General features: G+C 41.9%; 18 protein-coding genes. 7 read left to right on the top strand and 11 right to left on the bottom strand.

Annotated features, from left to right (window positions below; translation table 11 throughout):
* Nucleotides 1–272 precede the first annotated feature (272 nt).
* The 4 genes from FC093_RS20585 to FC093_RS20600 all read left to right on the top strand — a co-directional run bounded on the left by FC093_RS20585 (nucleotide 273) and on the right by FC093_RS20600 (nucleotide 6,639).
* Nucleotides 273–872 carry a NifU family protein gene (locus tag FC093_RS20585; protein ID WP_137263701.1) on the top strand — a complete coding sequence of 200 codons (600 nt, stop codon included), beginning with the start codon at nucleotides 273–275 and terminating at the stop codon, nucleotides 870–872.
* A 325-nt stretch (nucleotides 873–1,197) separates the two neighbouring features.
* The gene (locus FC093_RS20590; protein WP_240743391.1) at nucleotides 1,198–3,591 is read left to right on the top strand and encodes a TonB-dependent receptor; all 2,394 of its coding nucleotides are present in this window, start codon (nucleotides 1,198–1,200) and stop codon (nucleotides 3,589–3,591) included.
* Nucleotides 3,592–3,594: 3 nt separating this feature from the next.
* Nucleotides 3,595–4,749 (top strand): PepSY-associated TM helix domain-containing protein, encoded by a 1,155-nt coding sequence (locus FC093_RS20595; RefSeq protein ID WP_137263702.1) that lies wholly within the window; start codon nucleotides 3,595–3,597, stop codon nucleotides 4,747–4,749.
* Between the two features lie 264 nt (nucleotides 4,750–5,013).
* Nucleotides 5,014–6,639 carry an acyl-CoA carboxylase subunit beta gene (locus tag FC093_RS20600; protein WP_137263703.1) on the top strand — a complete coding sequence of 542 codons (1,626 nt, stop codon included), beginning with the start codon at nucleotides 5,014–5,016 and terminating at the stop codon, nucleotides 6,637–6,639.
* A 77-nt stretch (nucleotides 6,640–6,716) separates the two neighbouring features.
* Here FC093_RS20600 and FC093_RS20605 read toward each other — a convergent pair whose 3' ends face one another.
* Both FC093_RS20605 and FC093_RS20610 read right to left on the bottom strand, forming a co-directional pair.
* Complete coding sequence (locus FC093_RS20605; RefSeq protein WP_137263704.1) at nucleotides 6,717–7,511, bottom strand: DUF3108 domain-containing protein; 795 nt, start codon at nucleotides 7,509–7,511, stop codon at nucleotides 6,717–6,719.
* Nucleotides 7,512–7,514: 3 nt separating this feature from the next.
* The gene (locus tag FC093_RS20610) at nucleotides 7,515–8,513 is read right to left on the bottom strand and encodes a lysylphosphatidylglycerol synthase transmembrane domain-containing protein (protein WP_170971173.1); all 999 of its coding nucleotides are present in this window, start codon (nucleotides 8,511–8,513) and stop codon (nucleotides 7,515–7,517) included.
* 63 nt (nucleotides 8,514–8,576) lie between these two features.
* Between FC093_RS20610 and ruvC the strand changes: the two genes are divergently transcribed.
* Nucleotides 8,577–9,137, top strand: a complete 561-nt coding sequence (gene ruvC, locus FC093_RS20615) for a crossover junction endodeoxyribonuclease RuvC (protein ID WP_137263706.1) — start codon at nucleotides 8,577–8,579, stop codon at nucleotides 9,135–9,137.
* A 102-nt stretch (nucleotides 9,138–9,239) separates the two neighbouring features.
* Here the strand turns inward: ruvC and FC093_RS20620 are convergent, their stop codons facing one another.
* The gene (locus tag FC093_RS20620) at nucleotides 9,240–10,229 is read right to left on the bottom strand and encodes a class I SAM-dependent methyltransferase (RefSeq protein ID WP_240743393.1); all 990 of its coding nucleotides are present in this window, start codon (nucleotides 10,227–10,229) and stop codon (nucleotides 9,240–9,242) included.
* 190 nt (nucleotides 10,230–10,419) lie between these two features.
* Complete coding sequence (locus FC093_RS20625; protein WP_137263707.1) at nucleotides 10,420–11,610, bottom strand: pyridoxal phosphate-dependent aminotransferase; 1,191 nt, start codon at nucleotides 11,608–11,610, stop codon at nucleotides 10,420–10,422.
* Nucleotides 11,611–11,971: 361 nt separating this feature from the next.
* Here FC093_RS20625 and FC093_RS20630 point away from each other — a divergent pair, with 361 nt between their 5' ends.
* On the top strand, nucleotides 11,972–13,429 hold the full coding sequence (locus tag FC093_RS20630; protein ID WP_137263708.1) for an NAD-dependent succinate-semialdehyde dehydrogenase: 1,458 nt from the start codon (nucleotides 11,972–11,974) through the stop codon (nucleotides 13,427–13,429).
* Between the two features lie 105 nt (nucleotides 13,430–13,534).
* Here the strand turns inward: FC093_RS20630 and FC093_RS20635 are convergent, their stop codons facing one another.
* Complete coding sequence (locus FC093_RS20635; protein ID WP_137263709.1) at nucleotides 13,535–13,993, bottom strand: SRPBCC family protein; 459 nt, start codon at nucleotides 13,991–13,993, stop codon at nucleotides 13,535–13,537.
* 321 nt (nucleotides 13,994–14,314) lie between these two features.
* Nucleotides 14,315–15,352 carry an LLM class flavin-dependent oxidoreductase gene (locus FC093_RS20640; RefSeq protein WP_137263710.1) on the bottom strand — a complete coding sequence of 346 codons (1,038 nt, stop codon included), beginning with the start codon at nucleotides 15,350–15,352 and terminating at the stop codon, nucleotides 14,315–14,317.
* Nucleotides 15,353–15,521: 169 nt separating this feature from the next.
* On the opposite strand from FC093_RS20640, the gene FC093_RS20645 reads away from it, so the two are divergent.
* Entirely contained in the window at nucleotides 15,522–17,531 is a 2,010-nt protein-coding gene (locus FC093_RS20645; RefSeq protein ID WP_137263711.1) for a hypothetical protein, read from the top strand.
* An 834-nt stretch (nucleotides 17,532–18,365) separates the two neighbouring features.
* On the opposite strand, the gene FC093_RS20650 is transcribed toward FC093_RS20645, so the two are convergent.
* The 5 genes from FC093_RS20650 to FC093_RS20670 all read right to left on the bottom strand — a co-directional run bounded on the left by FC093_RS20650 (nucleotide 18,366) and on the right by FC093_RS20670 (nucleotide 25,956).
* Nucleotides 18,366–20,090 carry an LruC domain-containing protein gene (locus tag FC093_RS20650; protein WP_137263712.1) on the bottom strand — a complete coding sequence of 575 codons (1,725 nt, stop codon included), beginning with the start codon at nucleotides 20,088–20,090 and terminating at the stop codon, nucleotides 18,366–18,368.
* An 87-nt stretch (nucleotides 20,091–20,177) separates the two neighbouring features.
* Nucleotides 20,178–20,429: a hypothetical protein gene (locus tag FC093_RS20655; RefSeq protein WP_137263713.1), complete on the bottom strand. Its 252-nt coding sequence runs from the start codon at nucleotides 20,427–20,429 to the stop codon at nucleotides 20,178–20,180.
* A 576-nt stretch (nucleotides 20,430–21,005) separates the two neighbouring features.
* Nucleotides 21,006–23,072 carry an LruC domain-containing protein gene (locus tag FC093_RS20660; protein ID WP_137263714.1) on the bottom strand — a complete coding sequence of 689 codons (2,067 nt, stop codon included), beginning with the start codon at nucleotides 23,070–23,072 and terminating at the stop codon, nucleotides 21,006–21,008.
* Between the two features lie 185 nt (nucleotides 23,073–23,257).
* On the bottom strand, nucleotides 23,258–24,460 hold the full coding sequence (locus FC093_RS20665; RefSeq protein WP_137263715.1) for a glycosyltransferase: 1,203 nt from the start codon (nucleotides 24,458–24,460) through the stop codon (nucleotides 23,258–23,260).
* On the bottom strand, nucleotides 24,457–25,956 hold the full coding sequence (locus FC093_RS20670; protein WP_137263716.1) for an O-antigen ligase family protein: 1,500 nt from the start codon (nucleotides 25,954–25,956) through the stop codon (nucleotides 24,457–24,459). Before FC093_RS20670 ends, FC093_RS20665 begins: the two co-directional genes overlap by 4 nt.
* Nucleotides 25,957–26,080: the final 124 nt, after the last annotated feature.

Raw genomic sequence — 26,080 nt, forward strand, 5'->3', positions numbered from 1 at the left:
TTATTGCTCTGGCGCTTTCTTCTTATGCCTGTATCTTGTTCCTTTCTCCTTGCTTTTTGTACCTTGCGCCTCATTACTTACAGCTTGCGGCTAAAAGCTTACAACATCTTACTTAAAGCCCACTGCTTTCTTTGTCATTGCAGCGTAACAATTTCAGGCGCAATTATTAAACAAATGTTTTTTAGTAATTTTGTAGCTGCAATGTATTCTTGTAATACGGCAGGAATGTAGTAATATTGGAATACCAAAAGCATAAATTTAAACTTAGTTGTATGATAAAAACAGGCAATCCCGTTATCAGTATCTATACTGAAATGACACCTAACCCGGAGACGATGAAGTTTGTTGCCAACAAGCTTTTATATCCTGGCAAGAGCATAGATTTTCAGGATGAGATGAGTGCAGCACCTTCGCCGCTGGCTAAAGAATTATTTAGCTTTCCGTTTATAAAAAGCGTGTTTATTGCTTCTAATTTTGTTACGCTTACCAAAACATCCGACACCGAAGACTGGCAGGATGTAATTCCATCTATCAAACAGTTTTTGAAGGACTATTTGGAGAATGGCGGTGTGATAATAAATGAAGAGGAAGTATCCAAAATAAAGCAGGAAGCAAGCAATACCGTTGCTGCAGATGACGATGATGTGGTAAAACGCATTAAAGAACTGCTGGATAATTACGTAAAGCCTGCTGTGGAAATGGATGGTGGCGCTATACAATTTAAAAGCTATAATGATGGGGTGGTAAACCTGATGCTGCAAGGTAGCTGCAGCGGTTGCCCCAGCAGTATGATAACACTGAAAGCCGGTATAGAAGGCATGATGAAGCGCATGATACCTGAGGTAAAAGAAGTAGTTGCCGAAGCTGAATAATAGTTTTGTGTGCGAATAATTGAGAACCCTGCCTGCGGCGGGGTTTTTCAATTTTATGTGCGTGGCAGGAGTACAACTCTCCCTTATTTTCACTTTTCTTGTTCACTCTACTTCCCGTATGTTTCTTATTTGTTCCTTGTATTCCTGGTGCCTCAATTTTGTACCTTTTCTTCTTTTTGCTTGTACGTTTATTTCTTTTTTAGTCGTACGCGCTGCTTTTTATCCTTTAAATTTTGCATCTTTTTCCATTACTTTCCTTATTTCGAAACCATAATTTCCCGATTTATAAAGCTGACGCTGTTGCACCAAACTACTTTTGTGTGCTATGATAAACACAAGTAAAGAAGCTACTGCAACAAGGATCATATTCAATAGAATGATATGTGTGTTGTTGGCAACGGGGATAGCTGTTGCAGGAATGGCACAGAATAAGAATGGAGTCATAAAAGGTGTTATCAAACTATCAGGTGGTGAGCCGGCTGCTTATGTGCATGTACAATTGCAGGGCACACAACGCGGAGCCACTACAACAGAAAGTGGCAGCTTCATTATCCGCAATGTGGTGCCGGCTACTTACCAGGTAGAAGTATCGCTGAGCGGCTATCAGTCTGTTTCGCAGCCGGTTACAGTAAGCGAAGCTGCTACGGCAACAGTCAATATTGAGCTGTCTCTATCGGAACAGCAATTGGAAGAAGTAGTTGTACGTACCGGGCGCACTGGCTACAAAGTGAGTCAGCTTTCTCCCTCTTTACGCCTCAACGAGTCGCTGCTGCAAACGCCGCAAAATATACAGGTAGTTACCAGCCAGGTGCTGAGGGATCAGCAGGTTTTTGACATGCTGGAAGGCGTAACCCGCAATGTAAGTGGCGTAACGCGCGTAGAGCATTGGGACAATTATGCCCGTATTAATATGCGCGGCTCTGCTATTCCCTCATTTCGCAACGGCATGAACATCAGTATGCCGTGGGGACCACTTACAGAAGATATGAGTTTTGTGGACAGAATTGAATTTGTAAAAGGTCCTGCCGGTTTTATGATGGCTAATGGAGAGCCTGGCGGTTTTTATAATGTAGTTACTAAAAAGCCGACAGGTATTAATAAACGGGAAATCAACTTTACTTACGGCAGCTACAATACCTATCGCGCTACTGCCGACCTGGATGGCAAGTTTACAAAGAATGACAAACTACTGTACCGCTTAAATATAATGACCGAGCATAAAGGTTCGCACCGCTTGTTTGAGTATAATAACCGCTATACGATAGCGCCGGTTGTTACCTACAATATAGATAAAAAAACATCGCTGACTGCCGAATATGTTTACCAGTTTTCGCGTATGTCTGCTATCGGTTCTGCCTATGCTTTTTCTGCCAATAAGTATGGCGAATTGCCAAAAAATGCAACTACTGCAGAGCCTAATTTGCCTCCAACTAACATTAATGACCACAGTGCTACGCTTACTTTCAACCGCCAACTAGGCAGCAATTGGCAGTTTACCACCCAACTGGCTTATCTCCGCTTCAAACAGGTGGGCAGCAGCCTGTGGTACGATAGTGTAAAAGCTAATGGCGACCTTTACCGGAATACCAGTATCTGGGATGCTATAGGTAGAAATCAGATTGCGCAGGTATATGTAAACGGGCAAGTAACTACCGGAAATATTACTCACAAAATATTGGCAGGTGTAGATGCCGGTAAAAAGAATTACTGGGCAGACTGGAGTCAATCTGCACCACTGCAAGGTCCGGAAGTATTTAATATTTATCATCCGGTGTATGGTATTCCGGATAATATGATTCCCGTTTTCGATCGTTCAAAAAGTATTAAGGATAGGGCAGAAGCAAGCTATGGCATTGTAAACCAGTCGTACACTGGCTATTATGTGCAGGACCAGTTGCAACTACTGAATGATAAATTACGCATCACACTTGCAGGGCGTTATACAACCGTAACTCAAAACGATTATGGCACAAAGTATAAAGGGAAAAAGCTAACACCCAGAATAGGTGTCAGCTATTCCATTGACAAAGCCACGTCTGTTTATGGTTTATACGACCAGGCTTTTGTGCCGCAGGCAGGATATGATAGTTTAAAAATGCGTTCTTTTATTCCTGTTACCGGCAATAATATAGAGGTTGGTTTTAAAAGAGACTGGCTTGATGGCAGATGGAATACTACACTCGCTGCTTACCAGATAATCAAGAACAATGTAGCTACTGCTGTTAGTGGCAGGCCAAATGCACAAACGCAGTTGGGACAAACAAAAACACAGGGCGTAGAGTTTGACTTGCGCGGGCAAATAGCAAAGGCCTTAGACATTACACTCAACTATGCCTTCACCGATGCTAAGATTAGTAAAGATAACGATAAAAGTGTAGTGGGTAATCCGGTAGCTGGCTCTACTAAGCATATAACAAATGGCTGGCTATCTTATCGTATACCACAAGGTGTATTAAAAGGAGTTGGTATTGGTGCTGGCTACCAGTATCAGGTAAAACGTTCTTCCTGGTTTATATTTGACAATAGTTCGGCTTCTTTGCCTGATTACTTTAGAATGGATGGCGCGCTTTCGTGGCAGAATGATAAGCTGAGTGTGGCACTGAATGTAAACAATCTGCTTAATGCGTACCTCTATTCTGGCTCGCCGTATGCAGGTGCCTATTACTGGCAAACCGAGGCTCCACGTAATTTCCGTATTAGCGTAGAGTATAAATTTTAAAGAATGAGGTTTAAAAAACTGATTGGCAAAATACACCTCTGGCTCGGACTCTCATCCGGGCTTTTGGTTGTTTTCTTAGGTATTACAGGTTGTATGCTGGTGTTTGAAAAAGAGATCACCAAACTCACCGAGCCGCTTACGGTTGCACCACAGCAAAAGCAGTTTTTATTGCCATCTGTATTAAAAGCTGAAGCGGAAAAGCACCTGGATGGCAAAAAGGTATTAACGATTGAATATCCCGGTAAAGACAAAAGTGCAATTGCTTATTATTGGGATGCAACAGAATATTTCATCGTATTACTCAATCCTTACACCGGGCAAGTGCTGAAGGTAAAAAACATGAACCATGACTTTTTCCGTGTTATTACAATGGGGCATTATTACCTGTGGCTACCTCCAGCCATCGGCCAGCCAATTGTGGCTTCGGCAACACTCATCTTTGTAGTAATGTTGATATCGGGGATTATTTTGTGGTGGCCGAAAAACAAAGCCGCCCGCAAGCAACGTTTTAAAGTGAAATTAAATGCCCGTTGGCGCCGTGTTAATTACGATTTACACAATGTATTAGGATTTTATATTACATGGATAATCATTTTTATTGCCATCAGTGGTTTGGTTATGGGTTTCCAATGGGTGGCCAAGTCGGTATATTGGGCTACCTCCGGCGGCAAAACGTTGCCAGTACATGCCGATCCGGTTTCTGATACCACAAAAGCGGGTACCATTGCTTACAATGCTGCTGATAAAATATGGCAGCAGATGTATGCACAAGTGCCGGATGGGGCTGGTGCCTCTATTTATTTTGCAACTACCAAAACAGCCCCGATTGAATTTTTTATCAATTACCGTCCCGGCACTTATTACAAGCTGGATGCTTTCCATTTCGATCAATATACATTAAAGGAATTGCCTGCCACCGGGCCTTATGCAGGCAGGTACAAAGCTGCTTCTGCTGCCGATAAAATTGCCCGCATGAATTACGATATTCACGTAGGTGCTATTGGTGGGTTGCCTACTAAAATACTGGCTTTTTTTGCCAGCTTTATTGTTGCGAGTCTTCCTGTTACCGGCTTTCTTATCTGGCGTGGCCGCAAAAAGAAAAAACAAGTTGCACAACCCGCTTTATCAACATCCAGGCGTAAAGCGGTGTTGGTATAAATGTATCAGACTAAAAGTAAAAGTATTATACTGCAAGGTAGTATGGCGCTTTTACTTTTGAGAAAAGGTTAAGCCCGGAGTGCAAAGGCGTTCGGAACTTTTTACTTTGAATGGTCTTAAGCAAGGCACTTATATTTACTTCCATCTTATTTATCACAATAATCTTCCCAAATCCCAGTTAGGATACTTTGCGCCTGCGCAGTTCAAAAAACCATTCACAACTCACCACTCCCTCTTATCTTTGCTAAACTAGCAATTGTAAGTATGGATATAAAATGCAACCGCAACGGAGACTGGATGCAGCTTTTGATGAGTGAAATAAAACAACGCACCGAAAAAATAAAACAGGGTGGCGGCAAAAAAGCAAACGAAAAACAAAAAGAGAAAAACAAGCTTACTCCTCGTGAGCGCATTGCTTATCTGTGCGATACAGACAAACCATTTATAGAAATAGGAATTTTTGCCGGCTATGATATGTACGAAGAATATGGTGGTTGTCCCGCGGGTGGCACAGTTGCCGGACTTGGTTATATCAGCGGCAGACAATGTGTGATTGTTGCCAATGATCAAACCGTAAAAGCTGGTGCCTGGTTTCCCATTACAGGCAAGAAAAACCTGCGTATGCAGGAAATTGCCATGGAAAATAATTTGCCCATTATTTATCTCGTAGATAGTGCCGGTGTTTTTTTGCCCATGCAAGACGAAATCTTTCCCGATAAAGAACATTTTGGACGCATCTTTCGCAACAATGCCAGAATGAGTGCAATGGGTATCACGCAAATAGCGGCAGTAATGGGCTCTTGTGTGGCAGGCGGCGCTTACCTCCCCATTATGAGTGATGAAGTATTGATGGTAGAAGGTGCCAGCATTTTTCTGGCTGGTCCATATCTGGTAAAAGCTGCTATTGGGGAGGAGGTAGATAATGAAACCTTGGGTGGCGCTACTACACAAACTGCCATCAGCGGTACAGCCGATTATAAGTTTGATACGGAACACGAATGTCTGGATTACATCAAAAGTCTCGTGAGTAAAATTGCGTTGCCCAATACTGCCGGATTTAACCGTATTGCACCGAAAGCGCCTGCGAAAGACACACAGGGCATCTACAGCATTATGCAACAAAACAATGCAAAGCCCTACGATGTGGTGGAATTAATAGAACATATTGTGGATGCAGACAGCTTTGAACAGTTTAAAGAAGATTATGGCAAAACCATCGTATGCGGCTATGCGCGCGTTGATGGCTGGGCTGTGGGCATTGTTGCCAATCAACGTCTCATTGTAAAAGCACAAAAAGGGGAGATGCAAATGGGGGGCGTTATTTACAATGACAGTTCGGATAAAGCAGCCCGCTTTATTATGAATTGTAATCAAAAAAAAATACCACTTATTTTTTTGCAGGATGTAACCGGTTTTATGGTAGGCAGCCGCAGCGAGCAGGCGGGCATTATAAAAGATGGTGCTAAGCTGGTAAATGCAGTTGCCAATTCGGTAGTTCCAAAAATTACTATTGTCACCGGCAATTCGTTCGGTGCAGGTAATTATGCCATGTGTGGTAAAGCGTACGATCCACGTTTTATTTACGCCTGGCCTTCGGCAAAAATAGCAGTAATGGGCGGTGAACAGGCAGCCAAAACGCTGTTGCAAATTCAGGTAGCTTCTATGAAGAGCAAGGGCAAAGAAGTAAGCCCCGAAGAAGAGCAGCATTTATTGAATGAAATAAAAAGCCGCTATGAAAAACAAACCACGCCATACTATGCGGCTGCAAGATTGTGGGTAGATGATATTATTGATCCGGCACAAACCAGATTGGTGATTTCGGAAGGCGTTGCGGCAGCGAATAATAATCCTAAAATAGAGGAGTTTAAAACGGGCGTATTGCAGGTGTAAAATTATCAGGTACAAAAATATTAAAGCCCGTTACATGTTAAATATAACGGGCTTTGCAATAAATTCTATAACAAAAATCACCTCCAGCTAATCAGTGAAGTAAGCGGATAGCGCAGATTGCGCCATTGCATCGCATCTACTTTTACGCTGCCAACATTAATAGGGCTTTCAATGCGCAATGGAATATGGTTGGCATCATCACTCACCCAAACGGTCATTTTTTCACCACCGGTAAAAATAGTACCCTGCACCAGCAGCGGTTTAAATTTTATAGTGCGAAATTTACCATATTTAGTCCGCACCGTTTCTTTGCCCAGATAACGGATGTAAATATTATATACCTGATTGTCGAGGAAAAGATTAAACGGAATTTTATCGCCCACTTTCATTCCTTCAAAATTGATGTTGCGGGCATAGTAAATAGAGCTTAAAACATCCTGTACACAGTTAGGCACATTAAAGACACCCTTGGCAGAAATTGCCGTGTTGGTCTTTTGATTGAAGGTAACATTCTCATATTTAGTATAGCCCCCCTCGTCCACTTTGCGGATAAACTTAACAGGTTGCAACGTAGAGGTATCAAAGTAGGTTTCATATCGGTCGCGTACTTTAAATATCCAATCGTAGCTGCTGTTGCTGGTGCCCGTTCCTACTACATGATACACCGGTTTGTTGTTCAATCTTTCTATTGAGGTGATGAAATTGGCAGTACCGGCATTTACATAAATGCCTGCTACGGAGTAAAACACCGTAAACGTAATGTTTTCACCTGCCTTAAAAGCGGTATTGCGCACACCGCAAAAGTCGTCGCCTGCCGAAAGCTTGCCGAAAGTAAACGTAGTAAGTAGTAAAATGAATACAAATTTCTTCACGCGTTATTGTTTCTTGAATAATTTAATGCCTGTTATAAAAATAGTGCCTGCCAATGCCGGAATTATTAAATTTATAATCCAGATAAAAGCTGCTGAAAAAACTATACCAGCTGCATTGGCACTGAATAAACCAAATAATTGCCGGCTCACTTCGCTACGTACACCCAGCTCGGCAATACTGGGTACTGCCGGCACAACTGCCAACAATAAGAATAGTACACTAACGGCAAACGCTGCCTGTATTATTGGAATATTTACGTTAAATAAACGAAAAACGATAAAGTATTGGATGATAAATACTGCATAACGTAAAACAGAAAGCATTAAAATGTGTGTTAATTGTTGTATGTCAAACTGTTCGAGGCTTTGCACAAAGATGCGATGCCGCTGTATAAATGGTATTTTCTCGAACCAGACCGTAAACCACGAAATTTTAAAGAACAGCAAGAGGAATACAATCAGCGCAGCGATAACAGCATACAGCAAACCATTTAGCCAATAAATATTTAAACCCTCGATATGCAAAATATTTGCTTTCAGGTAAAACAAGCCAATAACGCCTGTAGTGAGTGTTACAATCAATTGGCTGATGCTGCCAATAACATTTAAAGGTACTGAGCGCAGCCTGTTGCCTTCGCGCATATACAACGTGCGGCCAATGTAATCGCCCACACCGTTTGGAATAAATAAAGAAAAAGACAAGCCGGAGAGCACTGCCTTGCAAGCCCTGAAAAAGGAAACCGGCTGAACGCGCTGCATCAGTATTTTCCATTTAAAAGCTTCAATACTCCAGTTGGCGCACATGAGTAAGAGCACATAAATGATTAGATGTTGATGATTGTTGCTGAAGGCATTGCCAACAATTTCTTTTATTTGGGAAAAAGTATATTGATCTTTGAGTTTTGTGTAAATAGACCACGCAAGAAGCAGGAATAAAAGTGGCCCGGCGATATAATTGATTAATATTTTGTATCGTTTGTTCAGCAACAAAAAATTTTTCAAACGTACACCAAAAATAATTTACTGTATTGTTGTGTTTTCATTTTATTACTTTCATCGGCGCAAATGAAACCTACAGAAGTGATATTGGCTATTGACCCTGGCACGTTGCTCATGGGTTTTGCAGTGGTTGCTATATACAATGGCAAGCCAATGCTGGTAACAATGGACGCGCTAAAACTGAGTGCCCATAAAGATGTGTACCTGCGCCTGCAATTAATTCACAACAAAGTTTCGGAGCTGATTGCTGCGCATAAACCAACCACTTTTGCCATTGAAGCGCCCTTTTTTGGTAAGAATGTACAAAGTATGCTCAAACTCGGTCGTGCGCAGGGCGTTGCCATTGCTGCTGCCATGCAGGCAGGTATTTCTGTTACAGAATATTCGCCACGCAAAGTAAAACAATCTGTTACCGGCAATGGTAATGCGGGTAAAGAACAGGTTTGGAAGATGCTGCAGCATTTGTTGAAAATAGAGGTACAGCCCACTTATTTTGATGCTACCGATGCGCTTGCAGTCGCACTATGCCATTATTATCAAACATCTTCACCATTGGCAGCAGCTACCAAAGACTTCAAAGGCTGGGGAGATTTTATTGCAAAAAATAGTGAGCGGGTGAAGGGGTGAATGTTTAAGGGTTCACGAAAAGTTTTAAAAGTACAACTTATACTTACTTTTTATTTCTCACAAACTCATACATTCACCATTGACAATTCACTATTCACAAAATCATTTCGTTATCCTAAAACACCAGCGTTTCAGCTTACCTTCAAAGTCGAATGGAGTAGTGGCTTTGGTAATATCTTTGATGCTGGATGCTTTTATCTTTTCCGCATCTAACACAAACTTTGTAAAGTTGGTGCTGAAGTAAACAATGCCTGCTGCTGTAGTAGCCGCCAATACATCATTCAGTAGTTCAACATGGTCCCTTTGAATATCTAAAAAATCATTCATGCGCTTGCTGTTGCTGAAGGTGGGCGGATCCATGATCACCAAATCAAAACTGTTCTCCCTTAATGTCTTCAGATACTGCTTTACATCGGCATGTACAAAATGATATTTATCTTTTTGAGTAAAATGATTCAGTGCAAAATTATCTTCTGCCCAACCTAAATACGTTTTGGAAAGATCAACCGAAGTAACACTTGCTGCGCCGCCTGCCGCAGCATACACCGAGAAAGAACCGGTATAACAAAATAAATTAAGCACGCGTTTGCAGGCAGCATGCTCACGCACCAATTGCCGTGTAATGCGATGGTCGGGAAACAAGCCGGTATCTACATAATCAGTTAGATTAACCAGGAATTTCAAATCACTTTCTTCTACCGCAAAAAATTCCTTTTGTACGCCTGTTTTCTCATATTGCTGCTGACTGCGGTGGTTCATACGGCGGCGCTGACGAACGTAGATGTGTTCAACACTAACCGAAAGCACTTTACTGATTACGTCCAAACAATCATTTAACCAAAACTCATGCTCCTCTTCGTCCATGCCATGCCGGCGCAGGTATTCTGCTACATATACTTTATCGCCATACAACTCAATACTAAAGGGAAACTCGGGCAAGTCGTGGTCGTACACGCGATAGCAGGTAACGTGCTGCCGTTGCGCCTGTTTGCTGCGGTGCTTATACACTTTGAGCAAACGGTTTTCGAACATTTCTAATTTGGTGCCTTGCATGAGCGAAAGCGAAGATAAGCGACAAGTAGCAAGATTCAAGCTGCAAGGCTATGAGCGTATTAGATGAAACTGTACTAAAAATTAAAAGCTTCGGTTTACTTTTAGTAAACCGAAGCTTTTTGTAGATTTTATTCAAAAGCGGACTTCAGATTATGAATTAAAATGTCACTGCTGATTGCTTGCAGCTTGTATTTTTTATCTTGTTTTTGTCTTCCCAACCTATCTTATCTTACTTTAATTTACTCAACGCCTCTTTTATTCTTGCCCATGCTCTCTCAATGTTTTGCATGCTGTTGGCAAATGAAAAACGTACACAGTCCGGCTCGCCAAAGGCATCGCCCATCACCGAAGATACGTGCGCGGTATTGAGTAAAAACATGCTAAAATCTGCTGAATTATTAATGGTAGTAGTGCCATAACTTTTGCCGTAATAAGAAGACACATCGGGGAAAATATAAAATGCACCTTCGGGCTCAAAGCATTTAATGCCGGGTATTTCCTTTACTAATTCCAGCACGCGCTGGCGGCGGCGCGTAAATTCTTCCACCATTTCCATCGAAGGGCGAAGATCAGTGGTGAGTGCTACCACAGCAGCTTTTTGTGCAATGGAGTTGGTACCGCTGGTCATTTGTCCCTGAATCTTTTCGCAGGCTTTTGCAATTTGCGCATTAGCTGCAATATAACCAATACGCCAGCCGGTCATAGCAAAACCTTTACTTAAGCCATTTATCACTACTACACGGTCTTTCAAATCTTCAAACTGCGCAATGCTTTCGTGCTTGCCTACAAAGTTGATATACTCATAAATCTCATCACTCAGAATAGTAACATCCGGATGTTTGCGGAACACCTCTGCCAAACCTTCCAGCTCTTCCTTGCTGTACACTGCACCACTTGGGTTGCAAGGTGACGAAAACAGGAATACTCTTGTTTTATCGGTAATCGTATCTTCCAGTTGCTGTGGCGTAATTTTAAAACCACTTTCGGTAGTAGTATGCAGTTCCACTACTTTGCCGCGTGCAATCTTTACCAGTTCACTATACGTAACCCAGTAAGGTGTTGGAATGATTACTTCATCCCCATCATCCGTCAGTGCAAGAATAGCATTAGCAAGACTTTGTTTGGCACCGGTAGAAACTACAATGTTTTCCGGTTTATAATCAAGATTGTTGTCGCGTTTAAATTTAAAGCATACGGCCTCACGGAGGTCGAGATAGCCGGCTACCGGCGTGTAATGGCTCCAGTTGTCCTCAATCGCTTTGATAGCCGCATCTTTAATATGTTGTGGAGTATCAAAGTCAGGTTCGCCAAGGCTCAGGTCAATCACATCAATGCCCTGTGCGCGCAGCTCGCGGCCAAGTTTGGCCATTTTGAGCGTTTCCGGCTCGTTGAAGCGCTGCAGGATAGAAGATAAATGCATAACGGTTGATTGCTTGTTTTTTTTAAATAAAAGCGAGCAAATGTAATAATAAAGGAGGTTGTGTTTGGGGTAAATATTTAAGAAACCTGCTGGTTATGTAATGAATGATTTTGCCTTTGTGAATTAATTTTCTTCTTTTTTGTTTGCTATATATTTTCTTTTTTACACTAAAAACATCCATATTTCTTTAAATTGTTTGCCCTTTAATAATGGCTGTATTGCTATTACTAATAATTATAAAGGCAGTGAAATACAAGCTATTGTATCCTTCTGCATGAAACAGCCGTAACTTCATACTACGGAAGTAATATTATTCCGGTTTGCAGGGCTGTAGCTTTGCAACAAATAAAATTGAATAAAAATGCAGCTAACCAACACCACTTTACTACAAAAAGATATTTTCATCAATAATCAATGGCTGCCTGCGGAAGATAACGGCACATTTGCTGTGTATAACCCTGCCGATGGCAGCAAAGTCGCTGACGTTGCCAACGCTACCGTAAAGGAAACAGAACAGGCCATTGCCGCTGCTGTGGAAGTATTTAAAACATGGAGCAGCACACCTGCAAAAACACGCGGCGCCATTTTAAAAAAATGGTACGAATTAATCCTTGATAATGCAAACGACCTTGCTTTACTGCTTACTACCGAGCAGGGCAAACCTTTATCCGAAGCAAAAGGCGAGGTAATGTACGGCGCTTCGTTTGTAGAATGGTTTGCCGAAGAAGGTCGCCGCACGTATGGCGAAACCATTCCATCGCCGGTGCAGGATAAGCGGCTCATCACTATCAAACAACCAATCGGCGTAGTGGCGGCTATTACACCCTGGAACTTTCCTGTTGCTATGATAACGCGCAAAGTAGCACCGGCGTTTGCGGCCGGTTGTGCCGTGGTTTTAAAACCGGCAGAAGATACACCATTATGTGCCTTGGCACTGGCAAAGCTGGCAATGGATGCAGGCTTCCCTGCTGGTGTGTTCAATGTACTACCTACTATGCAGGCTGCCGAAATAGGACAGGTGTTAACCACGCATCCGGCAATTGCGAAAGTATCATTCACCGGCTCTACAGAAGTGGGAAGGATATTGATGAAGCAATCGGCATCAACAGTTAAAAAATTATCGCTGGAACTGGGTGGTAATGCACCGGTTATTGTTTTTGACGATGCGAAAGTGGATGTGGCTGTAAAAGGAACGATTGCCAGCAAGTACCGCAATGCAGGGCAAACGTGTGTATGTGCCAACAGAATTCTGGTGCAGGAAAACATCTATGAAAACTTTATGAATGCATATAAAAAAGCGGTAAAAAATCTGCAGGTGGGCAATGGCGTACATGCTGATGTGGAGATAGGTCCACTAATAAACGAAGCGGCAGTACAAAAGGTAGAAACCTTGATGGATGATGCCATAAGTAAAGGTGCGGAAGTAGTGCTTGGCGGTAAAAAAAGTAATGCAGGTGATTTGTTTTATGAGCCCACCATTATTACACATTGCAATGCCAATATGCGGTTGAGTAATGCAGAAATTTTTGGACCTGTTTCCGCTATATATGTATTTAAAACCGACGAGGAAGCTATTGCGCTATCAAACGCAACTGAGTATGGATTGGCAGCTTATTTTTTTACAGAAAATGTAAGCCGCGCATGGCGCATAGCCGAGCAGCTACAGTATGGAATAGTAGGCATTAATGAAGGAATAATCTCTTATACCGAAGCACCTTTTGGCGGTGTAAAACAAAGCGGCTATGGAAGGGAAGGCAGCCGCTACGGTATAGAAGAATACATGACCATCAAATACATGTGTTTTGGTGATATAGGGTAATTATTTTTATTTTTCACCGGGGAGAGCTGGAGTTAATAGAGTTTACGCAGAGCGTTGTTTACACTTCGAAACCTCTATCTTCTCCCGTCCGCCGCGGTGAAAATATCAGCCGTACATTTCCTTTATTTTCTGTGCGCGGTAGTCGAATATTTGTGCTACTTTTTTCTGCACCAAAAAGCGATTGGCAACATCGCCTAAAAAGTAATAAGGTATTTTGTAGTGTAATAAATCCGTCATTTCAACACCATTTTCTACTTCTCTAAAATGGTGTTGGTGATGCCAGAAACTGTATGGGCCAAAACGCTGCTCATCTACAAAATAAGCTTTGTCTTTTACATGCGTTATCTCTGTCATCCAGTACAACGAAATACCCAACAGAGGTCGCACGCGATACTCAATCAGTTGACCTGCATACATTGTATCGCCGTACGTATCTGTAACTTTAAACTTCATAAATGGCGGCGTGATTTGTTGCAGGTTTCCCGGATTGCTGAAGAAGCGCCATGCTATATCCATGGAGGTATGTAAAAGCTGTACGCGATGGAGCTTGTATATTTTACTCATATAAAAAAGGAATTACTTACGTATTTACATAGTGGGCGATGAACCTTGTGTACTGAATGAAGAATACCTTAAAATGAATTAGAGATTTTAAATAAACAGTAACAGGCTTTTCGTCATTGCGAGCGGTAGCGAAGCAATCTGTAGATTATCGTACAATCAAAATAAGCTATCGATAATGATTTGAGGCCAAGCACAGATTGCTTCGCTACCGCTCGCAATGACGATAACTGCTTTACTTTCAAATAAAGCAGTTATGTTTCGAATACATCTGGTTGTAACCCTTTACGCCTTGGTGGTTTAATAAATTTTTCCTATTAAACATTATACCGCAACCGAGGTTTCTTCGTTCTCCTTCTTTAGTTCAAACAAATCGGCCAGCAGCCGGTACGATTGCAGCCGGTCCTCAAAATGCTCTGTAAATGTGGCTATCATTATTTCATCTGTATCACATGCTGTTGCCAATGCTGTCAGCTTTTCTTTTACCATATCCGGCGTACCTGTTATTACACGACCGCGGTTGTGCAATACGCGCTGCCATTCTGCAGGCGAATATTCATAATCTTTTATATCGTTATACGAAAACTGCAGATCGTACTGTCCTTTTTCAAAACTTAGAAAACGAAAGTCCATCATGGCCTGCACTTCTTTTACTTTTTGCTCACTTTCGGCACAAAAAGCAAAAATAGCTACGCAGGTTTGCGGTGCTGCTAATATGCCGGACGGTTTAAAACGTTGTTTGTATTGTTGAATTGCTTCTGCCGCACCAACAGGATTAATAAACTGTGCAAAGCAAAGCGCCATGCCAAAGTAAGCAGCCAGGTAAGCGCTCTCGCCACTGGAGGTAAGCATCCACAAATCGGGTGCAGTACTGGTTATGGGGATGGCCCGCACTTTGCCGTTCATGGTACCTTCGGTGGGCGTATCTGTAAGGAACGCCTGCAGGTCGGCTACCTGTCTTATGTATTCCTGCGGGTCGAACGTATTGGAAGGATTGAGTAGCTGCGAAGTAATACGATCGCCACCGGGCGCACGACCAACACCTAAATCTATGCGTTGCGGATAAAGGGCTTCGAGTAATCTAAAATTTTCTGCAACTTTTAAAGTGCTGTGATTGGGCAGCATAATGCCGCCGGAGCCCAGCCGGATATGTTTTGATTCATTAGCCAGTCTGGCTATCAATACTTCGGGTGCTGAGCCTGCCAGCATGGTGGTATTGTGATGTTCGCTTAACCAATAACGCGTATAGCCCAACTCATCGGCAAGGCGCACCAACTGCACGCTCTCCTGCAATGCCTCGTATGCATTGCTTCCGCGGCGTACCGGCGACTGGTCTAATACACTTAACCTTATTCTTTTCATAGTTCTGTATTAATTTTTAACAGGCGATGCCTGTTAATGCAATGATACATACTTGGCAAATGCTGAGTGTGCATTTAAATTACATTAAATGATATGACATACCAAGGTAGCACTTAAAGGCTGTCTTATATTTGTTGTATAATACGAAAATTTGTAATCTTCCAATATCATGCAAAAACTTTTTATCAGTTTGCTTCTATTATGTGCGTCGGCTGTTTCTTTTGCTCAGCCATTACCCAACAAAATACCAATTGACCCACACCGCTGGTATCAGCTCAATAACTGTTCCCGCGGATTAGATGATTTATTTGATGGTAACTTATATGCTAATGCCAACACCGGCTTTGGCAAAATGTTCAATAATTTTGATGCATACTATCCTTTGCTTGATGGCGAACAAATGGTAATTGACAGCATCCGCTTTTTCGACTGGCAAAGCACCATGAGCGACTACCCGGTAACCATTTCTGTAATTACCTCCGACTGGAAAAGGATTGAAATTGCCAAATTTACCGGTGCACAATACAACGTGTGGGTTGGTCCGCACAACGAACAAAATTTGTTTGCTGTAGATTCTGTGATACCAAACGTTCGCTATATCGTGCTGAATGCATGGTATCAATATCCTGCCGAAATGGAACTGTATGGCAGTTACACACCGCCACCTGTAACACCCGTTATTACCAAGCAGGTGCCGTTGAAAAACTTTTTTGGCGTGAACGCTTTTGAATGGGATTTTATTAATGGTGTAACGGGGCAACTGGATAATACAAAGGTAAATGCCATGAAAGGCTTTGCAGGGCTGCGACATTATATGGATTGGGAAAAGCTGGAGTCTGTAGAAGGCAAATATACTTTTAACCCCGTGCATAGTGGCGGCTGGAACTACGATACGATTTATGCTACCTGTAAAGCAAATGGTATAGAAGTACTTGCCGACCTGAAAACGCTGCCTAACTGGATGTTGAATACATATCCAGATAATCAGCGCGATGCGGAGAACGTGCCGGTGCGTTATGGCAAAGATTTCTCTGACCCCAACTCTTATATAGAGCAAGCAAAGGTAGCTTTTCAGTATGCGGCGCGCTATGGCAACAACCCCAATGTAGATACTTCGCTGGTAAGTGTTGATGCGTCGCAACGCTGGACCGGCGACCAGATCAATAAGAAAAGGGTAGGACTGAATTATGTAAAATATATAGAGTGCGATAATGAGCGTGATAAATGGTGGAAGGGGCGTAAAGCTTATCAGACTGGCCGTGAATATGCCGCTAATTTATCGACTTTTTACGACGGTAATAAAAACACCATGGGGCCTGCTGTTGGCGTAAAAAATGCCGACTCTTCCATGCAGGTGGTAATGAGTGGCGTGGCATTGGCTACACCCGATTTCTTAAAGGGAATGATAGATTGGTGTAAAGAGTTTCGTGGTTACAAGCCGGATGGCAGCGTAAATTTCTGTTGGGATGTTATTAATTATCATTTTATCAGCAACGATACGCGAACCTCTCAAAACGGCTACCCTACACGTGGTGTAGCGCCCGAAGTGGGCAATGGCGATAGCACTGCTTACAGCTTTTTGCTTGCAGCACACCAGTTTGCGGCAGATATGCCGGTGTGGATTACCGAAACTGGCTACGACGATACCGCCAGCCCCTATAAAGCTATACCGATTGGTGATAAAACGGCTGCCCTTACCAAAGCCGACTGGACTTTACGCACCTCGCTGATGTATGCACGAAGAGGTATTCAAAAAGTATTTTTTTATGAATTGACGGATAATAATCCCGGCGGTACCGGTCAGTTTGCTACCTGTGGTTTATTGTACCAGGACAGGACCCGCAAGCCAAGTGGTAATTTTGTTTACCAAACACTCAAAACTTTTGGAGAATATACCTATAAAGAAACGCTAAACAACGACCCGATTGTTGATCGTTATGAATGGAATGGTTACAGCATGTATGCGGTAATGATTGGTGATGAAAAAGGCAGAACCGGAACTTGTACCATTGATCTTGGCGATGCCATTGCAGCCACCATTTATACGCCTACACCCACTGGTGATATGATGGCAACGCAAACAGTGAATACGGTGAATGGGCAACTTACCATTACTGCTACTGAAACACCGGTGTTTGTAGTGCCGGTATCGGGTAATTATGTAATGAGATTGAGATAAGTTTTTTAATGAAAATAAAAACAGCCGGTACATTATGTGCCGGCTGTTTTATTTTATATGGATGGTTATTGCTTTAGGTAGATTATCAGCTAAATAATTCTCATCTATCAGAAGTAGAGGTGCTGTTTTACAGCGAGCTGTTACGGACACTCTACCTGCCATAATAGGGATTTGCTTATGCAAGATATATTTAGCTGGCAGCATACATAGTAAGTTGTACAGCATTGACTGACAGTAATCCAGACCTTCGGGCATGAAAACTGAAGTAAATAATTACAGGTTTTAGTCAAGGTAAATGCTTGCGTTAAAAGCCTGTCACTGGTTTTTATTCTATTCAAAACCTGAATCCAGTATCATTCAGCTAATTCTATCACCTCACCGGAGTTTAGCTAATTTTATTATTGATTTACCGCTATAATCCGGGCAGGTTTTCTAATCGGCAAAGGCAATAAAATGGTTATAGTATGTTATTAGTATCATATCCATCAGTCCTAAGGGGTAAGATGTAGATTTACATACCTGCCTCCTGATAAAGAAAGAATTCTGGACTTTACAGGACAGGCTCCCTTTACACCTGCGTATCATGGAGCGAATTTGTACTTTGTTTATTACACTCAAGGTATGCTCGCATCTATGGTAATTAGAGCGCATAGCAATAATCAAACTTCATCACGGCGCAGGCTCGTAGCATCTCCATTTACCCGCAAAATATAGTAGCACGGTTATTTACTGTAGTCTTATCAAAGTGAAATTATCCCATCACCTCTGTAAATAAAAAAGCAGCTTCCTGTTTGGAAGCTGCTTAACAGACATAAATAAAGCTAATGATTAGCTTTATTTATGAAAGATATAATTGTTGTTGCGATAACCAGCAATATCCTTGTACCAGTCTGCCTTTTGCGTACCACCGCTTTGTGCCCAGGTAAGGAAGTTTAAATAGCCTTCTGAAACATTGTTTGTTTCTGCGGGGTAATCAAAGCCTTCAACAAAACTTAAAGCCCAGGGCCAGTTTTGCGCACTTAAATAATATTTATTGCTGGCAGTGCTGGAGTTGTCCTGCATGGTACCAAGCAATGTTTTATCAGCTTTATCCGTAGGTTTAAGTCCTGCTAAATGCACTTCGTAGCCACGGCGTTGATTACTGATAAGAAAAGGGTTATACGTACCCGCAGCTAATTCCGTACTGGTGAGTGGTGTTGTGAACCCAATATATACATGGGCAGTATCGCCATACATATACGTTGTACCATCTACAACATTGGTGAAGCCACCAGAAGGATACAGTGCACGGGTATCATCAAAAGGAATGATTACTGCATTGGTTTGTCCTGCTTCGGTACCATTCGCATTGGTGGAGATGTAATTAGCTATCAGTTTTTGCCCGGTTACTGTCTTTACTTTGCTGGATGCAACAGGTAGCTGCACGCCAAAGCCATTGATAAAGGTAGCTCCAATTGCACGGATGGTATAATCGCCATACATTTCAACCGTATTGTTTAGCGCATTTTTAATGTATTTATAGCGATAGCCTACTACCATATCATTCAGGTCGTAGTCACCAGTGGAAGGCCACAGGTCTTCGAAGGAAAGAGTGCCCCAAATGCTTTCTGCAGGGTAGTACTGAATATAAGCGCGGGCAGGATCAGCAGGGAATTTATCGTACACATCCGTTACACCATCTGCATCTGTATCTGTTGGTTTATCAATAGGATTTACACTTTCTCTTGAAATTGCCTCTACAGGATTGGAACTAGTATAAAAAATTAAGTCATTGAAATCATTATCACTGCTGCCTGTAGAGCGTGTCTGATCTTCAAAGCCGGTAAGAAATAATTTGTTTACATTATCATACAACAATACGGCATGCCTTTTCATTGATGTGCTGGTTTCGGTGGTATTCAGCTCATCATGTGTGAAGAATTTGGGGGCACTTGTATTTACCGCTCTGGAAATTGGACTCCAGGCATTTTGAAGCAATACAAAGCCAACAGATACACCGGGGTTAAAACGACCTAAATATACCTTATCACCTGAACGCATAGCACCACCTGAGCCGGAAAGAGATGCATTCGGCAGCATAATATGAATGGAGTCAATGTCTGCTTGTGTGGCAGGAGGATCGTTGGTAGGATAGGTGTAGTAGCCAAGCGTATTGTAGTAACCTGCACCTTCACTTACAAACGTAACCCACACATCTGCTTTCTTTACAATATTGATGTCATTTACTGCACCTGCATTTAGATAATCAGGATGGTAGGTAGGTACTGGCTTTGCTTCCGGCAGCGAAGTATTGATAAAGGAAAGCAAGCTGGATGAAATTACATCTGAGATGAGTGTAAGATACAGCGGACGTCCACTAAGATCGTATAATCCCATGTAGTCATATTTTGTTGTAGTGCCTCTGCCAGTTATGCTTCTGCCCGTAGTAGCATCTATAGCTGGTGCTTCTTCCTGTTCGTTGTTGGCTACAATATCACCGCTAAAGCCCGCATCACCACCAATAGTACCTATAACGCTGCTGCCGTTAATTACAGCTTTAGCATTGCGTATGAGACCCACATAGGCAGGATCTATAAACAGGGTATCTACATAAGCCGGTATGCTTACCGTAGCTTTAACCGAGCCGTCACTACCACTTAATACCGACTATAGTGATTTGCCGTCTTTGTTTGCAGAGGACGAATATATATTTACCAACACGCCACTCAGCGGCTGGTTGTCGTTGGTAAGCAATTTTACGTTAATTGTTATACTTTTAGTAGTAGAAAAGTTAAAGCCGCTGGGTGCAATTGGTTGCGCCTCTGGCTGATTGCCATTTATATTTCCTGATTCCTTTTTGCAGGAAATTGCAAGTGAAATGGCCGCTCCACACAGGAGTGCTACATAATACTTCTTCATAATATTGATTTTAAAGAAAGCGGAATATTAGAATGTAATTGAGATTTGATATACCAGCACCAAATAAGTCTCAGTTTATATTGATTAATATTGGATATATGATATTGGAATTATTGAATCTCAAAGTTACTTGTTGTACCAGATAAGGCGGTTAAAATGTAATTAATTGAAGGTTGAATATTAACGTTAGCTTTAAGATATAATGGCAGTAGTTTGGCTGTATTTTCTCCTGAATATCAGACACTTTATCGTCAACTCATTATTTTGCTATACTTGCTTTACTTTAAAAGGGATATAAATTTAAATCTATTTACATCAGGCATTATACATGAAAGTATCAAGGTAAGTGCATCGCCACATTTAAGCCTGATTGATCCGATGAACAACGCTACACAATTTGTCCCGAATGTGGAAGAGCGCCGCTAATGAATGCTAATAACCAGTTATGATTAAGGCATCCATCGGCAGAAAATAAAGGCTTGGATTATGATAACTTGAATTTAATGACTTGTTTACCACTGTTCATAATAAAACAACTGCTTTATTGCAAGCAGTTGTTTTATTATAAAGTAGATATTATTTCTTTTTAAAAATTAAGAGATTATTACGATAGCCGCCAATATCCCTATACCAGTCAGTATATTGTACACCACCGGATTGCGCCCATGAAAGAAAGTTTAAATAAGCATTGGCAACATTAGCGGTCTCTTCAGGATAATCGAAGTCTTCAATAAAGTTCATTGCCCAAGGCCAATTGCTGGCACTTTTATAGTAACTGTTGGTCGTTGCATCGGTGTTATCCTGTTCGGTACCAAAAAGATTCTTATTGGCTTTATCGGTAGGTTTGCTGCCCGGTAAGTGTATTTCGTTGCCCCGGTTTCTATTACTTATAAGGAATGGATTATACACATCCGCCGGTAGTTCAACAGAAGATAGTGCTGCTGTGAACTTTACATACACGTGTGCAGTATCTGCCGTGAGGTAAACCGACTCATTTGTTACATTCATAAAGCCACCGGAAGGATACAGTGCACGGGTATCATCAAAAGGAATGATTACTGCATTGGTTTGTCCTGCTTCGGTACCATTCGCATTGGTGGAAATGTAATTGGCAATCAGTTGCTGACCACTTACCGCACTTACTTTATTAGCTGCAACCGGAAGCTGCACACCAAAACCATTGATAAAGGTTGCTCCAATGGCGCGGATGGTATAATCACCATACATTTCTACTGTTTTATTCTGCGCATTATTGATGTATCTATAGCGATAACCCACCACCAAATCATTCAGGTCGTAATCGCCGGTAGAAGGCCACCGGTCTTCAAAGGAAAGAGTGCCCCAAACGCTTTCCGCAGGGTAGTACTGAATGTAAGCACGGGCAGGATCAGCAGGGAATTTATCGTACACATCCGTTACACCATCCCCATCTGTATCGGCTGGCTTATCAATAGGGTTTACATTCTCTTTTGAAATGGCCTCTACAAAAGTGGAAGTAGTATAGAACACCAAATCATTAAAGTCCTCATCACTGCCCCCACCCGTGCGGGTCAAATCTTCAAAGCCGGTAAGAAACAAATGGTTTACATCATCATACAACAATACGGCGTGTCTTGCCTTGGTTGAGTTAGTTTCGGTAGTATTCAAATAATCATGTGTAAAAAACCTGTCGGCATTGGTGTTTATTTTCCTGTTTGTAGCATTCCAGGCATCCTGCAACAATACAAAGCCAACGGATACACCGGGGTTAAAACGACCTAAATATACCTTATCGCCTGTAAGCATACCACCACCTGCACCGTTAAGTGAGGCATTCGGCAGAATGATATGAATAGAATCAATATCTGCCTGGGTAGCAGGAGGATTATTGGTAGGATAGGTGTAGTAGCCAAGTGTATTGTAGTAACCTGCACCTTCGCTTACAAACGTAACCCACACATCCGCTTTCTTTACAATATTGATGTCATTTACTGCACTGTTGCTCAAAAAGTCAGGATGATAATTCGGCACCGGCTTACCTTCGGGCAGGGAAGTATTGATAAAGGAAAGCAGCGTGGAAGAAACAACATCCGACGGACTTACTAAATTAGTAGGCCGGCCATTGCGGTCGAATGGAACCGAAACGTATTTGGTAGTAGCAGTACCCCTGCCTGTTACGTTTTTGCCGGTTGTACCATCATCGGCAGACGCAGTTTTCTGATTAGTGTTCTCTGTTATATCACCGCTAAAGCCAGTGTTGCCGCCAATAACGCCGGTAATACTATTACCGGTGATAACAGCCTTAGCATTGCGCAAAAGACCTATATAGGCAGGGTCAATATACAGCGTGTCTACATAAGCCGGAATGCTGATGGTTGTCTTAATACTGCCATCGCTGCCGCTCAATACAGACAATAAAGCTTTGTTTTGCTGATTATTAAGTGATGAGTAAACATTAACCAATACGCCTGATATTGGCTTATTATCGTTGGTTAATAGCTTAACGTCAATTGTTATGTTTTTGGTAGTAGAGAAATTAAAAGCAGCAGGTGCAATTGGTTGCGGCCCCGGTTGGTTGCCGTCTATATTCCCCTGTTCTTTTTTGCAGGAAATTGCAAGTGAAATGGCTATTCCGCAAAGGATGACGACAGAATACTTTTTCATGATATTGGTTTTAGAAATTAGACTTGGATTTATGTTGAAAAATGTAGAAATAATCGAAATGCGATATTGGATATAATAGTTTATCAAAAGTAAGAATGGATAATAAAGCAGTTATTAAATTAGCATTAATACTGTCGTTTTAAAATTAATTTCAGCTATAATAGTGCATGTTCCTGCCTTCGCTGTTACGAGTTAATGATTGCCTTATAAATTTCCTGTACGCTATTCTCCCATGTATGTTGCTGCGCAAAGGCCTTGCGTTGTTGTTGCATACAGTTGCTGTCTTCTTTTAAGGCTTGTTGTATAAGTTGTATATAATCTTCTTTGGTATTGCCAAGGTAAGTATGCGCTTCAAAAATGCGCATACCTTCGGTACGTGTGGCTACTACCGGCTTGCCCATGGCTAAATATTCATCTATTTTACGAGGATAATTGCCTATGGTTACTTCATTTACCAATTGTGGGTTGAGGCATACATCAAATGCATGAATATAAGCCGGCAACTGCTCCGGCGGCTTTGGTCCCGCAAAGAAAACGTTATCCATCTGGTGCAGGGCAGATTCCTTAAACTGTTCATCTTCAGGGCCAACCAGCACCAGTGTCCAATCCGGTTTTTGCACCGCAATATATTGAAGCAGTTCAATATCCAGCCGTATGCTTTGCAATGCACCAACATAGCCAATCATAGGTGTGTTGAGAAAACGTATATCCAACGGCTTTACGCGGCTGTTGTAGCTCGTAAACAGGTCCAGTTCACAACCCTGCCCAACATAATAAGAATGTGGATTGTTGCGCTTGCAGTAATCGGATAAGTAAGGCGAATTGGCTACGCATACATCGCTCTTGGCAATAATCTTTGGCTCCAATACTTCGCCATGCGTTTTCCAGTAATCTACTGCTAATAAATAATCACGGGAGTAATAAACGCTTTTTGCAGGATGCAGGAAATCTTTTAAATAAAAGCTGCGAAAAATGTCATTATCGTTGAACAAAATCACATTGCTGAAGCCTAATTGATCGGCTGCTTTCTTAATGCTGTTGGCAAATATGCGGTTGTTGTATTTATTTAATTTATCAAAAAGTGCTTGGTTCTTTATCCAGTTGATGGATTCGATCATCTTATCGGGATAATAATTCCAAAGATTGTCTGCAATTTTAATCAGGCTGTCACTTTTACCCTCAATAACATGAATGCGCTTTTGCACTTTCGGGTCTTTGCGGCTGCGTAATAACGTAATACGGTCCAGCGGCGAATTAACGTACAGCACACGGTTGTGCTTACTAAACTCCAGCGCAATGTTTTTACAATTGCTGCCAATCTCTACATCCCAGGGCTGTTGCCCTACAATAATGATGTCGCGATTTTTTATGATATTGGGTTGGTTCATACGGTAATAGGTCCGTTTTTTTCTATGTCCAGTCTATAAAGAATATTAATTAATGCAACTACCAGATAGAAATATACATTGGAAGGAAACTGCACCAACGCTTCCTGCGGGTAGTTGCCAACATTAAATGCAAACACAATCAGCACCATTGCTAAACAATACGTCTTCAGTTCGGGATCCCGGATGCGGTAGTAGTAGTTGATGCCCGTTTTTAAAATCATGAACATAAAGATGCAGAAAATGAGCAACCCGATCCAGCCTAGTTCTACCGCAACGCGTACGTAACCGCTATCGGGTGGGAAGTGCGCTAAGTAAGAGTTAGGTGCAAAACGCTGCCCCCATGCGCCTGTTGCGCCCAGTCCGCCGCCCATCGGATGACTTAAAATATATGGTTGAATACGTTTTTGATTTACTTTACGTGCTGTAAACGATACATCATCTGATGGCTTGAAAGCTGTTTGAAAACGTAAAATATTTTGATTGGAAGTGGGCACAACAATTAAAAAGCCAAATGCCAGGGCAGCAAAGATGGAAAAAATTAAAACCTTTTTATTAAAGTTAAGTACTGCATATAAAGCCAGTGCTGCCGGGGGCAAAACAAAAGCACCGCGCGTGCCTGAGAAAATCATGGCACTGAGAAATAGAGCCATTAAGAAACCCAATACAATTTTCTTCCACAGTTTTCTCTTGCCGGTAATCAACGCAAAGCAAAGCAGGCTGCTTACTACCATGTTGTAAGAAAATGCCACCGGATCGGAAAAAATGGAAAACTTACGCCAGTGCCCTGCCAGAAACAGCAAAGCTGCAATGTTAGGGTCGGAATGGAGGTACGCTTCTTCATTTGCCGAAAAGCCAATAAACTCCTGCTTGTATGCCCACAACGCACCAACAACAGACAACAGCAGCCACATTTTTAGTATAAACCTTATAAAAGTAACTGTGCGGATGTTGTACATAAATACAAAGTACATCAGCATCACCACTGCTACCGACCTTACCGTATATACCCAGGCTAACCTTGACTCGGCCGACGGGTTAGCAACTTCCATCAAATTGTAGCAAATCCATACGAGTATAATGCCGCTGATAGGACTTTTAAAAATTTTCCAATCGGGGTTCTTCTTTAGCCTGATTAATACACTTAATATTAATAAGCCTTGTAGTGCATCCATCAAAGTGCCCAATGGAAATGGTATGCCCAGCGACATAATTAAAAACAGCAGATATGCCATGAGCAACAAGAGCACCGTACCAAATTGAGGAAAAGTTAATACTGCGTATAATACCGGAATGCCAACACTCAGAGCTATGATCATAAAGCCTGGTGTAAGCCCATACTGCCTGGTGAGCAATGCAATAAAAGCAGCTACCAACACTAAAGACAACACGCCATATACACTATTAAATTTTTGCAGTATAATGCCGTTGTACAACTTCTTCCAAAAGCTTTGCTTTTCGTTGGTTGCGGATATTGGTATTTGCGTGTAACCCTTCATTAGTTATAAAAAAAGAAGCTTGATAAAGAAAATAAAAACACTTACAAAAGCTATGCAAATGGCCAGCTTACGGGTAATTTCCTGAACCTTCTTTTGCTGTGCGGCTATCTTTTCCGGCGGTATG

Origin of the sequence: Ilyomonas limi (assembly GCF_005233845.1) — a bacterium.
GTDB lineage: Bacteria > Bacteroidota > Bacteroidia > Chitinophagales > Chitinophagaceae > Ilyomonas > Ilyomonas limi.

Excerpts from the sequence above, each read along its gene's own strand:
- FC093_RS20585 (WP_137263701.1), top strand. The coding sequence starts at position 273 with ATGATAAAAACAGGCAATCCCGTTATCAGTATCTATACTGAAATGACA.
- FC093_RS20590 (WP_240743391.1), top strand. The coding sequence starts at position 1,198 with ATGATAAACACAAGTAAAGAAGCTACTGCAACAAGGATCATATTCAAT.
- FC093_RS20595 (WP_137263702.1), top strand. The coding sequence starts at position 3,595 with ATGAGGTTTAAAAAACTGATTGGCAAAATACACCTCTGGCTCGGACTC.
- FC093_RS20600 (WP_137263703.1), top strand. The coding sequence starts at position 5,014 with ATGGATATAAAATGCAACCGCAACGGAGACTGGATGCAGCTTTTGATG.
- ruvC (WP_137263706.1), top strand. The coding sequence starts at position 8,577 with ATGAAACCTACAGAAGTGATATTGGCTATTGACCCTGGCACGTTGCTC.
- FC093_RS20625 (WP_137263707.1), bottom strand. The coding sequence starts at position 11,610 with ATGCATTTATCTTCTATCCTGCAGCGCTTCAACGAGCCGGAAACGCTC.
- FC093_RS20630 (WP_137263708.1), top strand. The coding sequence starts at position 11,972 with ATGCAGCTAACCAACACCACTTTACTACAAAAAGATATTTTCATCAAT.
- FC093_RS20635 (WP_137263709.1), bottom strand. The coding sequence starts at position 13,993 with ATGAGTAAAATATACAAGCTCCATCGCGTACAGCTTTTACATACCTCC.
- FC093_RS20640 (WP_137263710.1), bottom strand. The coding sequence starts at position 15,352 with ATGAAAAGAATAAGGTTAAGTGTATTAGACCAGTCGCCGGTACGCCGC.
- FC093_RS20645 (WP_137263711.1), top strand. The coding sequence starts at position 15,522 with ATGCAAAAACTTTTTATCAGTTTGCTTCTATTATGTGCGTCGGCTGTT.
- FC093_RS20655 (WP_137263713.1), bottom strand. The coding sequence starts at position 20,429 with ATGAAGAAGTATTATGTAGCACTCCTGTGTGGAGCGGCCATTTCACTT.
- FC093_RS20660 (WP_137263714.1), bottom strand. The coding sequence starts at position 23,072 with ATGAAAAAGTATTCTGTCGTCATCCTTTGCGGAATAGCCATTTCACTT.
- FC093_RS20665 (WP_137263715.1), bottom strand. The coding sequence starts at position 24,460 with ATGAACCAACCCAATATCATAAAAAATCGCGACATCATTATTGTAGGG.
- FC093_RS20670 (WP_137263716.1), bottom strand. The coding sequence starts at position 25,956 with ATGAAGGGTTACACGCAAATACCAATATCCGCAACCAACGAAAAGCAA.